Consider the following 14,125-nt stretch of genomic DNA (forward strand, 5'->3'; position numbering starts at 1 on the left):
TTGAAGTACAAAAACCTTTCCTGATTATCTCGAAAGGTTTTTTTGCTTTTTTTTAGGAAATAGTTACAATTTCCTAAAAAACGACATATTTCTTTCTGTTTTTTGATATGATTAGTAGGTTCATAGAAAACAAGTGAAATGGAGGATAAGTATTTGTCGAAAAAGCTATTATTTATTTTATATTTTTTAGTAGGATTGGGGAGTTTAGCCCTAATTCCTTCAGATGCTTCGGCAGCATATGTTAGCAATAATAAGGTTTACACGTATGAAATAATGGAACAGGATATTAAAGAATTAGCTAAAGCTTATCCGGATCTTATTAAGTATCAAGTAATTGGTAAAAGTGAATACGGCCGAAATATCTATGCTGTTTCATTAGGAAATGGACCATCTGTTGTTCAGATTAATGGTTCCCATCATGCGCGCGAATGGATGACCACGATGGTGAACCTGAATATGCTCGAACAGTATGCACAAGCTTACAAAAATGGTAAATCTATCGATGGGTTTAATGTGAAATCAATTATTAATCAATCCACCATTTGGTTTATACCAATGGTGAACCCCGATGGTGTGACATTACAGCAATTTGGGTTAAAGAAGTTTCCAAGCTCTGATCACAAAGCACTGATCAAAGCGAATGATGGAAGTATGGATTTTCGAAGATGGAAAGCCAATGGAAAAGGCATCGATTTAAACAGACAATATGATGCAGATTGGAAAAACATTTGTTGTAACCCTGGAAGACCTTATTTCAAAAATTATAAAGGGCCACGAGCAAATTATGCAAAAGAAACAATTGCTATGGTTGATTTTATTAATAAAACGAAACCTGAAATCGTTGTAAGTTATCATAGCAGTGGTGAGATTCTTTACTGGAATTTCCATCAATCAGGTTCGCGATATAATCGTGATCATTCTTTAGCTAAACAAATTGGAAGCATGACAGGCTATTCGCTTGTTTATCCAAAGGCTAATCCATCTGGCGGGGGATTAACCGACTGGTTTATTTCTCATCATAAAAAACCGGCATTTACAGTTGAAATTGCCCCATATGTCGGTGAGACGAGTATACCGCTCTCATACTTCCCGAGTATATGGAATGAAAACAAAGGGATTGGGCTTTATACAGCAAATGAAGGTAATAAACTATATATGAAAAAATATAGCCCTGTAAAATCAGCAGCTACTAAAAAAGTAAATGACGCCTTTTTAACAAGCAAATCGTTACGTTCATATCACACGAATAAAATTAAACGTGTGAGTGATGTTACTGTAAGTCCAAGCTTTATGAATGTTTATAACAAAACAGGCAGTTTAATTACGACTGCTGAACGCTCTCTTTCAGGATTAACTAGCTCTGATCGAGCGTTCTTAACAACTTATATAAAGGAAGCGAAAGACCGTAAGCTGGAGGCTGCAAGATTTATTGATGCTGTTAAGGTGGGGGACAAGCTTTCTGTTGAGAAAAAAGACTTTGATCATCTTGTGAAAAAGGGTATTTTAAATGCTTCAGTTGTGAAAGAGTATGACGATTTTTCATATCAAATAAAAAAATCTGAACAGGTCATTAGCCGAGTATATGGGGGAACCTACCGTAATTTATTCGGAGAGAAATATATTGTTCCTGCTAAAATTTCAAAAGAAGCAGTCATCTATGAAGTATCTCGTTATAAGCTTCTTACTGAAATTGAAACAGATATTGCTAACAAAGATTATAAACAAGCTGGTGATAAGCTTGCTATGTTAGGCCGTCTTGAAAAACGTTCTGTACAAATTAAAGCAGATGGTAATAAGCTGCATCCAGGAAAATACCCTGATTTGCCAGGTATAGAAGAACAACTCGTTTCATTAAAGCAAAGACTCGTAGCATTGTACGAAGAAGCAGCAGGGATAACTAATCTCAAAGCTTTAAACGAAACGATAACAAAAGCTCAACAGCTTTATACAAACTATCAGCTGGTAGCAGAGCTTTCGGATGATCTTCCTCTTTTTAAAGAACTGCATGAAATAGATGCATTCATTGAAAATGCTGCGATGAAACCGGATCTTCTTGACGAAGCTACAAGGGCGAAGTATAACGCAGTTATTGTTCAGCTTCAGGAAGTAAGAAAGTTTGAAGAGTCCGTGTTGTTGGGAGAAGAATTACTAAAGCTTGCTTCTGAAATAGATAAGCTTGAGGAACAGGGGCAATCCCATGAAGAACAGACATTCCAATACAATAGCAAAAAAGCACAGTTGGAAGCACTTATTTCAGAGATTGTTGTCCAATCACAGAAAACAAATTTAGTAGAAAAGTATATGTAAAGGGGGGCTATATAGCCTCCTTTTTACATTTTATTAAATAGAAGCTGTCGAAAATTATTCTTATTTGTAATATTTTTGTAACATAAGCCGACATATTTAACGGTAATGTTACAGAATGTGTGTAACATTGCTGTTATAATACAAGAGTGAAACTAAAGGGGTGATATATTCTATGAAAAAATGTGCACTAATTATATTTTTACTACCGATCTTTCTCCTTTCACTTCAAGTGAAAAGTCATGCTTCAGAGTTGTCGAAAGAAGGTGGATTTATTAGTCTTTCCAAGCAATACATCGGTGTACCATACCGTTATGGGGGAACTACACCATCTGGATTTGATTGTTCTGGTTATATAAACTATGTGTACAATCAATATGGTTATACACTTCCTAGAACAAGTGCTGATATGTATGCTTCAAAAAGCCTCTCACCTGTTAAAGATCTTAAAGTTGGAGACATTATGTTTTTTTCTACATATAAGCCGGGAGCATCACATGCCGGAATTTATGTTGGAAACAATGAATTTATTCACGCATCTTCTTCAAAAGGCGTTACCGTTAGCAAACTAGAGGAATCCTATTGGAATAAGAGATACCTTGGGGCAAAACGACATAATGAACTTTCAAACGATTTAAGCTTTTCAACAGATGCAGAAGCAAAAGAAGCTATGGCAAAAAGCCTCAAACTATTATTTGAATTCGTCCGTAACGAATCAAAATCAGGAACTAGTAGGTTTATACAATCTATTACGAAGCCAAGTGAAGTTAGATAGCAACACTGTTGCTGGAGAACATTTGTTAAGAACAGCTAATTTAATCGATTCTATTAAATTAGCAAATACATTATCAGGCACTACAAATCAGTTAGCAGACAAGATGATTACTAACCAGGAGCTGACAGATGAAACAGTCACTCTTTACCAGAAACAATCAGCAGATATCAGAAAGAGTGAAAGAGTATACAGCCGCTTGTATGGCCCTGATTTGAGAAATCGTTTTAATAAAGAATCGGTTACGTCAGCAAAAATAGCAAAAGAAACAGTTATTTATGAAGTCTCTATGTATCTTTTACTAGACACAATTAACAACACAAAAAATCAAGGGAATCTTGAGGAAGCTCGTAATCTACTGGAAAAATATGATAGACTTGAAAGACGTGCAAAAGAAATAAAAGTGCTGGGTAATTCATTACATGCAAATGCTTATCAAAATCTTGACAGAATTCATCAACAGCTACAAGAAGAAAAGGGTAGATTACAGGCAGAATTACAAACCAGCAGATAAGGAGGAGAGACATGAGAAATATAAGTTTAAGCTTTTTAATGATATTTACACTTATATTTTCTACAAATCTATCAACTGCTAATGCCGCAGAGACAGAATTGAGTTTTAAAGAGAAAAAGGAACTCATCACAAAAACAGCTCTGGAAGAAAACATTCCACCAGAAGTATTAAAGGCAATTGCCATGGCAGAGACAGGAATGATGCAGTACGAAGCAAATGGTGAACCAGTAATGAATAAGAACAATGATGGTGGAATTGGAATGATGCAGGTCACCATGTCTGAAGAGGAAATGGAAGCACAAGGTATTGATGAAAGCAGACTTAAATACGATACTGCCTATAACATCAAGCAAGGTGCAAAGATTCTCAGCAGTAAGTGGAACTACGATATTCCAACAATTAATGACCGTGACAGAAGTATAATTGAGCACTGGTATTTTGCCATTTGGGCGTATAATGGTCTATCAATTCGCAACCTGCCAAGTGAAACAAATCCTGTACCTTATCAGGAAAAGGTGTTTAATTATATTAGAAACTGGGGAAACATCCCAATCACTGAAGCACCAAAAATTGAAGCTTCTACAACTAGTAATGGAACGTTAATTTTTACAAAAAAACACTATTCGATTAAAGAATGGGATACTTCTTCTATGCAAAGCCTGAAAAGTGGGGATATTGTTTATACTTCATATAGTACCCTGGCAAATGGTGTTTCAAACCTTCGTGACATACCAGACACACTATCACCATCTAAGGTTATTTCAACTGTATTGCCATACAGTCGTGTGAAAGTTTTATCTGGTCCATATGAATCAGGAGTAAAAGCAAATCTGTTTTCTTTTTATAAGGTTAGTGTAAATGGAAAAGAAGGATATCTTGCATCCTCAAATCTACAGAGCTCAACACCTACTGTGACAGTTCCACATACGGAATTTCCAACAAATCATAATCAACCAGTTGGAAGAGTCGTGATCAAAACGAACAATGTTCCGTTTTTGAAAAGCAATGAAGATGGGACATTCACAGTTGTGAAAAGAAGTAACAAAAATCCTAACTTTAACAAAGGTGAGATGATCCGTCTTTATGGTGTGATGGGAGATTACTTCCATGTTGGAGGTGGGTACTACATTAAAAACTCTGAAATTGATATGAATATCATGATCGGTCGCGCATTCATTGAGAAGCCTACTAAACTATATCGCTTAACTAGTGACAATAAGTTATCTGAGCATCCAAGTCAAATCACGTATAAAAATGGTGAATACCTAAGAGTATATGATTATGATGATCGCTATTTGTATGTTGGTTCTGATAAAACAGGGAAACATGTACTGAAAAGAGATGCTGCTGTAAAACTAGTAAAAGGGTTTATTACACCTAAGAAGGATATCACTATGTACAAGCCTAACGGTACTGTTCATAAGACACTTAAAGCAGGACAACGTGTATGGGTTTATGGAATAGATGGTAGACATTTAGATGTTGGTGGAGGATACTACGTATTTTATGATAATAGTGGTGTTGTAAACTATTCGTCTTTATAAGTAAAAGGGATGGAATCCATTAAGATTTCATCCCTTTTCTTTTATGAGTAATGGAAGCCTTTGGTGAATTCCTATGCCAAAGGCTTATCTATGTTGTGAGGAGTGCAATGGCGCCGCACTCCGAGTCTATTCAACAGCCGATTTAGCTGCTTGGTTAGTTAAAGGATACACTTTCCATGTAGAGAGGTCGGGCTTATGAGTAGATAGTAGCTGACTTGGAAAAATAAAGGACCATGGTTTACTTGTATTTGCAAGTATCTCTAAGTTGTTTAATGTAAATACCCCTTTTGCCACTACTTCTTTTGAAGCATCCTCGACAAGAAGCGGCAGCTGTTCAATATTAATATTATTGAGACTGCCATTTCGAATAAGGAGAGTAACAACTAAGTTGTTTTCTTCATTCATTTTCGCTTCAAGCCCCATAATATTTACTTCATTTTGTGTTAGAGGAGGCATTTTCTCAACGAGCTGCTTTAAGTGGTCTTTTCGCTCTTGAGAAAGATTTTCCTCCCAGCTTGGTTCAAGCTGTAATTGATGTGTATCTGATGGTTTCTTCTTTAGCTCAAAAGCAATTTGCCAATTTTCTAATGAAGTCGGTTCTTGATTTTCATCGTTTTGCCAGTTTGATTTTTGGAAGACGAAGGACCAAGGCCTGCAGCTGAGGGCAGGCATTTCCCCGAATTCTTCCATATCAAAGGTTTCCTTTGCGATAACCTTTTGATCTTCATCTAGGATGAGAAGATCAAGCATTTCAAATTTGATTGCTTTTGATAGTGTATTGCGTATAAGTGCTGTGACATAAATTAGCTCATCAAATTCTTCTAATTTAATCCCGGCAATTGATATTTGGTTTTCTTTTAATGATTCAAGCTGGTTTAAATGAAATTGATAGATATATTGTTCTTGTTTAGTGATATTCCAGCTGGGATGAATAGACAATGTTGTTTCAACCGTATTAGTTGTCATTTTGTTCACCCTCCTTTTTTAAACTTTTCATAAAGGCAAATACTTTAGATGTAACACTATGTTGATATGTCTCCATGCTTTGATTAAATAATTCAAAGCCTTCTAATGTATATAATCGATAAGGATCTTCCTGTGCGTATCCTCTTAAGTGAATTCCTTCTTTTAGAGTTTCCATTTTATCCATATGCTCCAGCCACACTTGATCAAGAGCTCTCAACAAAATACTACGTACTTGAATAATCATTGAATTATCTTCCATAAGCTCAGCTAGTGTAGAGAAATATTCTTTCATAGAAGGAGTCACTAAGGCTAGCAGTTCGTCCTCTTCAAGATCTTCTAATTGTTTTTTTGTAAGTGTTAATCCAAGCAGCTCTTGAATTTGATAAATGAAGTATTCTTGACGATCATCTTCAAGTCCATCTGTACCATGAATAGAGTGAGAGATAAGCTTTCCGATATAATCGTTTACCTCTTTTTCAAGTTCTGCCAGGATGTCATCTGTAGTTAGAAGATTGTTGCGCTTGCTATAGATGACTTTACGTTGTTGATCCAGTGTATCATCAAGCTTTAAAAGATGTAATCTTGAAGAATAATGACTATTTTCAATCGCGTCCTGGACAATTTTGAAGAATTTGTTTGGATTCGGACTTAAGATTAAGCCCTCTTCATTGCATTTAATTTTCTTTTGGTATTTTTCAAGCTCTTCTTCATCAAATTGATGCATAAGGTTATCTTCTAGGGACACAATGAATTGAGTTGTACCAGGATCACCTTGTCTACCGGCACGGCCTCGCATTTGCATATCAATTCTAAGGCTTTCATGACGTTCTGTGCCGATAATATAAAGACCTCCTAATTCTGCCACACCTTCACCGAGTAAAATATCTGTTCCACGGCCTGCCATGTTCGTAGCAATTGTCACCATATCCTTTTGACCGGCAATAGAGATCATTTTGGCTTCTTCTTCAGCACTTTTTGCATTTAATAATTGGTGGCTAATAGTTTGCTCTTTCAAAATACTTGAAATAGTCTCTGACTGTTCAATTGAAGTTGTCCCAATTAGAATAGGTCTTCCTGTTGAATGAACCTCTTTTACCAGCTGCACCATCTTCACGTATTTACTTTTAAGATCTTTAAAAATTAGATCTTCTTGGTCAACCCGTTGATTCGGGCGATTTGTCGGTACACTGATTACGTCCATACCGTATGTTTCAAGAAATTCCTTTTGTGCAGGTAAGGCACTTCCAGTCATTCCACATAATGCGGCATACATTCTAAAATAGTTTTGAATCGTTACAGCTGCTTGGGTAATGTTTTCTTCGTTAATGTCCAAGCCTTCTTTCGCTTCTATAGCTTGATGAAGTCCATGACTGAGACTTCTGCCTTCCATAACACGACCTGTAAAGGCATCGACCAATTCAATTTTTCCATCACGAATAATATAATCCTTATCTTTTTTGAAAATAAAATGAGCCTGCAAAGATTGCGTAATAAAATGAAGGAGAATCTGGTCATCGGCGTTATAAATATTATCGATTCCAAAGGCTGCTTCAATCTTTTTTGCACCTTGTTCTGTTAAATGGACCTGGCGATGAGAAAGGTTTAATTCATAATCTTCATCTTTTTTAAATGATTTGACGATCATCGATGTGATCATAAATAGTTCCGAAGAAAGTGATGACTTGTTGGCGATGATTAAAGGTGTTCTCGCTTCATCGATTAATGTATTATCAATTTCGTCAATGATTGCAAAATGGTGGCCGCGCTGCACCTTTTCAGCTTCGCTCATTACCATATGGTCCCGTAAATAGTCAAAGCCAAATTCGGTACCTGTTCCATAAGTGATGTCTGCAGAATATGCCAGCTTTTTTTCTTGTGGTGAAATTTCTGCCACATTAAGTCCTACTTCAAGGCCAAGAAATTGATGGATTTGTCCAATTAGTTCATAGTCACGACGTGCTAAATATTCATTAGACGTGATGACATGGACACCCTTTCCTTCTAATGCATATAAGTAACTTGGTAAAGAAGCCATCAGGGTTTTCCCTTCACCAGTTTGCATTTGGCCGATGTTTCCGTCAGTTAAGACCAGTCCACCTAGTAACTGGACATCATAGTGACGTTGGTTAATAACGCGTGAAGCAGCTTCCTTTACGACAGCAAAAGCCTCAATCCGGATTTCCTTTAACGTTTTACCATTTTTTATTGCTTCTTTAAATTCAATTGTTTTATTGCGTAATTCTTCATCTGTATAGTAAAGAAAAGTTGATTCAAGATCATTAATTTGTTTGACAATTTTTTGTAGTTTATTTATTTCGCTACGAGATTTCATTTTTGTATATTGATTGAGCATAACCGACATTTTTTATTCCCCATTTTCAGCCTAATTTTCAAGGACAATTATACCATAAATTTTTTTTGTATTCTTTACCATATACTGTATAAATCTAGGAAGGGGTAAGGTATAATCTTTTATCAGTGACATTGGTTTAGAAAAAACTTAATTATATAGGGGTTTTTTTGTAAAATATGCTTTATTGGGGAATAGTAAAAAATGTCGAAATAATTACATTACAATTATTACATTGACAAATTAAACGACAGGTAGTGACAAAGTTATGGTGAATTGTGGTAGAATATCATAGGTTATACTAATCTTCACAGAAATAAAGGAGACGATTCTTTTATGAAAGTACCTATGCTCGATTTGTCAGAGCAATATTTATCTTTGAGAGATGATATGCTTCAAGTATTAGATGAGGTGATGAAATCCTCACGTTTTATTTTAGGTGATAATGTCAAAAAATTAGAGCAAGATGTTGCTGCATATAGTAATGTACCATATGGAATTGGAGTAGCGAATGGAAGTGATGCACTTCACATTGCACTTCAAGCACATGGTGTAACAGCAGGCGACGAAGTCATCACAACACCATTTACGTTCTTTGCAACTGCAGGTGCAATTGCAAGATGTAATGCAACACCGGTTTTCGTTGATATTGATCCTGTTACATTTAATATCGACCCTAGTAAGATTGAAGAAAAAATTACAGATAAAACAAAGGCTATCATTCCCGTACATCTTTATGGACAAGTATCAGATATGGATGGAATTATGGAAGTAGCGAAGAAACATAATATATTCGTTTTAGAAGATGCTGCACAAGCAATCGGTGCTACATATAAAGGAAAAACAGTAGGTGAGCTGGCTGATGCGGCCACATACAGCTTTTTCCCAACGAAAAATTTAGGTGCATACGGCGATGCCGGTATGATCGTAACAAAACATGAAGATCTTGCTGAAAAAATGCGTGTTATTCGCGTTCATGGCAGCAAGCCGAAATATTATCATCATGTTTTGGGCTATAACAGCCGTCTTGATGAAATGCAGGCTGCTATTTTAAATGTGAAATTCCCTCACTTAAATGAGTGGAGTGAAAAGCGCCGTGCACATGCAAATCGTTATTCAGAAATGCTAACAGCTGCTCTTGGTGATCAAGTTGTGACACCTGTAGAGGTGGAAGGAAACTATCATGTGTTCCACCAGTACACTATTCGTGTTCAAAAAAGAGACGAGCTGCAAAAGTTCTTAGCAGAACAGGGAGTATCAACAATGATTTACTACCCACAACCACTTCACCTGCAGCCTGTGTTTAAAGAATTAGGCTACAAAGAAGGAGATTTCCCTGTGACGGAAAAGGCAACGAAGGAAGCTATCTCATTGCCTATGTTCCCTGAATTGAGCGAAGAACAACAGAACTATGTTGTAGAATGTATTACAAAATTCTATCAATAATGGAGCGTTTGTTTTGATAGAAGGATGAGGCTCGCCACTAGGCGAGTTCTTTCCGTTTTTTTAAAATATTAGACTCAGTTCTATCCAATCTCGGAGGAAAGGGTATTTGTATGACTGATCAAAAAGAATATTTATTTTATAAAAACCTAGTATTTATATGGAGTAAAAAATGGATTCTCTTAATTATTCCAATTATTATTGCTCTTATTGTGTCCGCGTTTTCTTTTTTGGAAGTCGTGAGTATGTGGGGAAGGCTGTTTATTATACTTCCACACTTGGAAAGGATGACCTGACAGATCCGTATCTAGTGAATAAGAAATACATAAAAGATACAGAAAACGTAAATGCTGAATTTTCGGTGATATCAGGTGGGAAAGTTCAGTTAAGAGTTGTTGGAGAGAATAAAGATGCTGTACAGAACGAGTTAACATCAGTGGGAACACAATATTTTGAAGATTTGAAAGAAGACTATAATCGCATATACGAGGATACAGAGAGTTCTCGAGAATTCTATGAACAAAAAAAGAAGATGCTAAGTTGAAATCTGAGTATATCGATAAAGAAATTGAAGAAATCAAAAAAGAATTAGAAAATCTGGAAAATCAAGGGGTTTATGAAAACTATTCAGAACTCCTTAGTAAATCTGTAACCATGGAAGAGCTTGTTATAGAGTATAGAAATGGTGCTTACAGAAAAAAATCGGATTTAGATGAATTCGTAAGGCCTACAATACTCAGTGAAGAAATCACAAAATCAGATAATTATCTCGTTCAAAACATGATCATCTCTTTTGCACTAAGCTTCTTCTTAACACTTATCGGACTTATGCTTTGGAGATACATTCGTGAAGCTAGGAGGGCTTTAAATGATTAATTTTGCGATTGTAGGGGCAGGATTTATTGCCCAAAAACATATCGATGCCATTAAAAATGCTGAAGGTGCAAATCTTGTCGCGGTCTGTGACACGAACGAACAGCGCCTTGAGGAATATAAAAGTCTTTGTACTGTCTATACAGACTTAAATGAAATGCTGGAGCAGCAAACAGATATAGATGTTGTTAACATTTGTGTGCCATCAGGTCTTCATTTCAAGCTTGCTGAGATCATTGCTTCTAAGGGTAAACATATTGTCATGGAAAAGCCAATGGCATTAACAAGCAGTGATTCTGAGAAGATCATTCAAATCGCAGAGGAAGCGAATATTAAGTTGTCAGTTGTTCACCCAAATCGCTTTCGTCCGGCAATCCGTGCTCTTCAGGATATTAAATCAAAGGGTTTATTTGGCAAGCTTAGCCATGCGAATGCTACTGTTCGCTGGAATCGCGGTCAAGAGTATTATGATCAAGCTGCTTGGAGAGGAACAAAGGAATTTGACGGCGGCGTACTAATGAACCAGGCAATTCATAATTTAGATCTTTTAATTTGGTTCATGGGACCGGTTAAAGCAGTTCAAGCGATGGCAGCGACTCGTCTTCGTAACATTGAAACAGAAGATGTAGCAGTTGGTGTTGTTGAATTTGAAAGCGGCGCTTTAGGTGTCATTGAAGCGGCAACAACCATTTACCCTAAAAACCTTGAAGAATCACTATCGATTTTCGGTGAAGCTGGAACAGTAAAAGTAGGCGGCCCGAACGCAATTTATTTAGAAACATTAAATGTAAGTGATATAAACGAAGAAGAAAAGAACAAACTAATCGAAACAATCAAAGAAGACCCATTTGGAAAACCTGGTCATCAGTGGATTATTGAAGATATGGTTCGAGCAGTTAAAACAAATACAGAACCAGTTGTAACTGGTAAAGATGGACTGGCACCTGTCAAGCTTATTGAGGCATTTTTAGAATCAGCCGAAACAGGAAAGAAAGTCTTTTTACAATAAAGGAGTGAACGTAATGTCTCATTTAGATTCGATTTTATCAAAAATTGAAAATAAACAAGCAGTTGTTGGAGTTGTTGGTTTAGGATATGTAGGTTTACCATTAGCGGTTGAAAAAGCAAAAGCTGGCTTTAAAGTTATCGGTTTTGACGTACAACAAAGCCGTGTTGATCAAGTAAACAATGCTCAAAACTATATTGGTGACGTTGTAAACGAAGATTTAGAAGAAATTATCAAGTCTGGTATGCTTGAAGCCACAACAGATTATAACCGTATTACAGAAGTAGATGCTGTGGCAATTTGTGTACCTACACCACTTGATCATCACCAACAGCCTGATACATCTTATGTAGAAAGCTCTTCAAAAGAAATTGCAAAGTATGCACGTGAAGGTATGTTAGTTGTTTTAGAATCAACTACTTACCCTGGTACAACTGAAGAAATCGTTGTACCGGCCTTAGAGGAAAAAGGCTTAGTTTGTGGAGAAACAGTATTTGTTGCGTATTCTCCAGAGCGTGTTGATCCGGGTAACAAACAATTCAAAACAAAGAACACACCAAAAGTTGTTGGTGGTGTAACAGAAAATTGTACAAAAGTTGCGTCTGCATTATACCGCGCTGTTCTTGAAGGTGATGTGTTTGAAGTATCAAGCCCGGCTGTTGCGGAAATGGAAAAAATCTTTGAAAACACATTCCGTCACATTAATATCGCGTTAGCAAACGAAATGGCGATTCTATGTGAAAAAATGGGGATTGATGTATGGGAAATGATTGATGCAGCAAAAACAAAACCATATGGCTTTATGGCGTTCTACCCAGGTCCTGGTCTTGGCGGTCACTGTATTCCAATCGATCCATTTTACTTAACGTGGAAGGCTCGTGAATACAACTATCACACTCGTTTAATTGAGCTAGCTGGTGAAATCAATAACTCAATGCCTGAGCTAGTTGTTGATCGCATGATGCGCATTCTAAACCATGATGGAAAAGCACTTCGCGGAGCAAAGGTTGCTGTTCTTGGTGTTGCTTATAAGAAAGATATAGATGATGTCCGTGAATCACCAGTTTTAGATATTTTAACGATATTAGAAAAAGAGGGTGCGGACTATCAAGTGGTTGATCCATTTGTACCGGCATTCCGATTAATTGATAAGCAGGTTGAAACAGTAGAATTAACTGAGGAACTATTATCTTCAGCTGACTTAGTGTTACTTGCGACAGACCATACAACATTTGATTATGACATGATTGCAAGCAGCAGCCGTGTTGTATTCGATACTCGTAATGCATTAAAAGATGTTGCGAAAAAGCCAGAGAGATATATCAAACTGTAATTAAGACGGGAGCGGATCGTATGAATAGTATCCATTCAACAGTAGTTGTTCATGATTCAATTACAATCGGTCACTTTAATGTCATTGGTGAAAATGTAAAGATTGGTGAGAACGTAACAATTGGTAACCATGTGACAATTTATGAAGGAACAGTGATTGGTGACGGTGTTCGAATTGCAGACGGAGCTGTGCTTGGGAAACAACCATCACCGGGGAAGACATCAACTGTGAAGCTTTCAGGGGCAGTTGCACCTCTTCAACTCGGAAACGACGTAACAATCGGTACGAATGCGGTGCTTTATGCTGGTTCAACAATTGGATCTTCAACACTTGTTGCAGATTTAGCAAGTGTCCGTGAAAATGTTGAAATCGGCCCTGAGTGTATTGTTGGTAGAGGGGTGACGGTTGAGAACTTTGTGAAAATTGGTCGCAGAGTCAAAATGCAATCAAATGCCTACATCACAGCATATACAACACTCGAAGATTTTGTCTTTATTGCACCTTGTGTGACAACAACAAATGATAACTTTATGGGACGTACTGAAGAGCGCTTCGATAAAATTAAAGGAGCGGTCGTGAAACGAGCAGCACGTGTAGGTGGTGCATCGATTCTTTTACCTGGAGTTGTTGTGGAAGAAGAAACATTTGTTGCAGCAGGGGCTTTAGTAACAAAAGATACGGATCAAAAAACGGTTGTTAAAGGGTTCCCGGCTAAACCTGTAAGAATGGTTGAGGAACGGGAGCTGTTATAGTTGCTAAAGAATTTAAAACGTCTAGGAGGGGATTCCCTCCTTTATGCTTTAATGAATGTGGGAACAAAATTGATCGCATTCATTATGCTGCCAATATACACCTATTTATTACCTCCTGGTGAGTATGGCTATATTGATATTATAGACCGCTGGACGACGATGTTAACATTCTTAGTCTTTTTAGGAACGGATTCAGCTCTTGCATTCTATTATTTTGATACGAAGGATGAGAAACAGAGAAGAATCTATTCTCAAAACGTTTTTTGAT

Annotated in this window: 13 protein-coding genes; 11 read left to right on the top strand and 2 right to left on the bottom strand. The window is 36.8% G+C overall.

Going from position 1 to position 14,125, the window contains the following annotated elements:
• Positions 1 to 153: 153 nt before the first annotated feature.
• From AC0L8O_RS24810 to AC0L8O_RS24825, 4 genes are all read left to right on the top strand, one after another.
• Positions 154 to 2,307, top strand: a complete 2,154-nt coding sequence (locus AC0L8O_RS24810; RefSeq protein ID WP_473445954.1) for a M14 family zinc carboxypeptidase — start codon at positions 154 to 156, stop codon at positions 2,305 to 2,307.
• Positions 2,308 to 2,479: 172 nt separating this feature from the next.
• Complete coding sequence (locus AC0L8O_RS24815) at positions 2,480 to 3,079, top strand: C40 family peptidase (RefSeq protein WP_473445955.1); 600 nt, start codon at positions 2,480 to 2,482, stop codon at positions 3,077 to 3,079.
• Entirely contained in the window at positions 3,066 to 3,590 is a 525-nt protein-coding gene (locus tag AC0L8O_RS24820) for a hypothetical protein (RefSeq protein ID WP_473445956.1), read from the top strand. The genes AC0L8O_RS24815 and AC0L8O_RS24820 overlap by 14 nt, the downstream gene beginning before the upstream one ends.
• A gap of 11 nt (positions 3,591 to 3,601) precedes the next feature.
• On the top strand, positions 3,602 to 5,134 hold the full coding sequence (locus AC0L8O_RS24825; RefSeq protein ID WP_473445957.1) for a transglycosylase SLT domain-containing protein: 1,533 nt from the start codon (positions 3,602 to 3,604) through the stop codon (positions 5,132 to 5,134).
• A gap of 126 nt (positions 5,135 to 5,260) precedes the next feature.
• Here the strand turns inward: AC0L8O_RS24825 and AC0L8O_RS24830 are convergent, their stop codons facing one another.
• Positions 5,261 to 6,100, bottom strand: coding sequence for an accessory Sec system S-layer assembly protein (locus tag AC0L8O_RS24830; protein ID WP_473445958.1), 840 nt, complete (start codon positions 6,098 to 6,100; stop codon positions 5,261 to 5,263).
• Entirely contained in the window at positions 6,090 to 8,462 is a 2,373-nt protein-coding gene (gene secA2 / locus AC0L8O_RS24835; protein WP_473445959.1) for an accessory Sec system translocase SecA2, read from the bottom strand. The genes AC0L8O_RS24830 and secA2 overlap by 11 nt, the downstream gene beginning before the upstream one ends.
• A 324-nt stretch (positions 8,463 to 8,786) precedes the next feature.
• On the opposite strand from secA2, the gene AC0L8O_RS24840 reads away from it, so the two are divergent.
• From AC0L8O_RS24840 to AC0L8O_RS24870, 7 genes are all read left to right on the top strand, one after another.
• Positions 8,787 to 9,896, top strand: a complete 1,110-nt coding sequence (locus AC0L8O_RS24840; RefSeq protein WP_473445960.1) for a DegT/DnrJ/EryC1/StrS family aminotransferase — start codon at positions 8,787 to 8,789, stop codon at positions 9,894 to 9,896.
• A gap of 244 nt (positions 9,897 to 10,140) precedes the next feature.
• Positions 10,141 to 10,437, top strand: a complete 297-nt coding sequence (locus AC0L8O_RS24845) for a hypothetical protein (protein WP_473445961.1) — start codon at positions 10,141 to 10,143, stop codon at positions 10,435 to 10,437.
• Positions 10,434 to 10,769 (top strand): hypothetical protein, encoded by a 336-nt coding sequence (locus tag AC0L8O_RS24850; RefSeq protein ID WP_473445962.1) that lies wholly within the window; start codon positions 10,434 to 10,436, stop codon positions 10,767 to 10,769. Before AC0L8O_RS24845 ends, AC0L8O_RS24850 begins: the two co-directional genes overlap by 4 nt.
• Complete coding sequence (locus AC0L8O_RS24855; protein ID WP_473445963.1) at positions 10,762 to 11,775, top strand: Gfo/Idh/MocA family protein; 1,014 nt, start codon at positions 10,762 to 10,764, stop codon at positions 11,773 to 11,775. The genes AC0L8O_RS24850 and AC0L8O_RS24855 overlap by 8 nt, the downstream gene beginning before the upstream one ends.
• Before the next feature lie 13 nt (positions 11,776 to 11,788).
• Complete coding sequence (locus AC0L8O_RS24860) at positions 11,789 to 13,105, top strand: nucleotide sugar dehydrogenase (RefSeq protein ID WP_078431792.1); 1,317 nt, start codon at positions 11,789 to 11,791, stop codon at positions 13,103 to 13,105.
• A gap of 20 nt (positions 13,106 to 13,125) precedes the next feature.
• The gene (locus AC0L8O_RS24865) at positions 13,126 to 13,857 is read left to right on the top strand and encodes an acyltransferase (protein ID WP_473445964.1); all 732 of its coding nucleotides are present in this window, start codon (positions 13,126 to 13,128) and stop codon (positions 13,855 to 13,857) included.
• Positions 13,858 to 14,124: a lipopolysaccharide biosynthesis protein gene (locus AC0L8O_RS24870; RefSeq protein ID WP_473445965.1), complete on the top strand. Its 267-nt coding sequence runs from the start codon at positions 13,858 to 13,860 to the stop codon at positions 14,122 to 14,124.
• Position 14,125: the final 1 nt, after the last annotated feature.

Source organism: Metabacillus sp. KJ11-3, assembly GCF_055808295.1.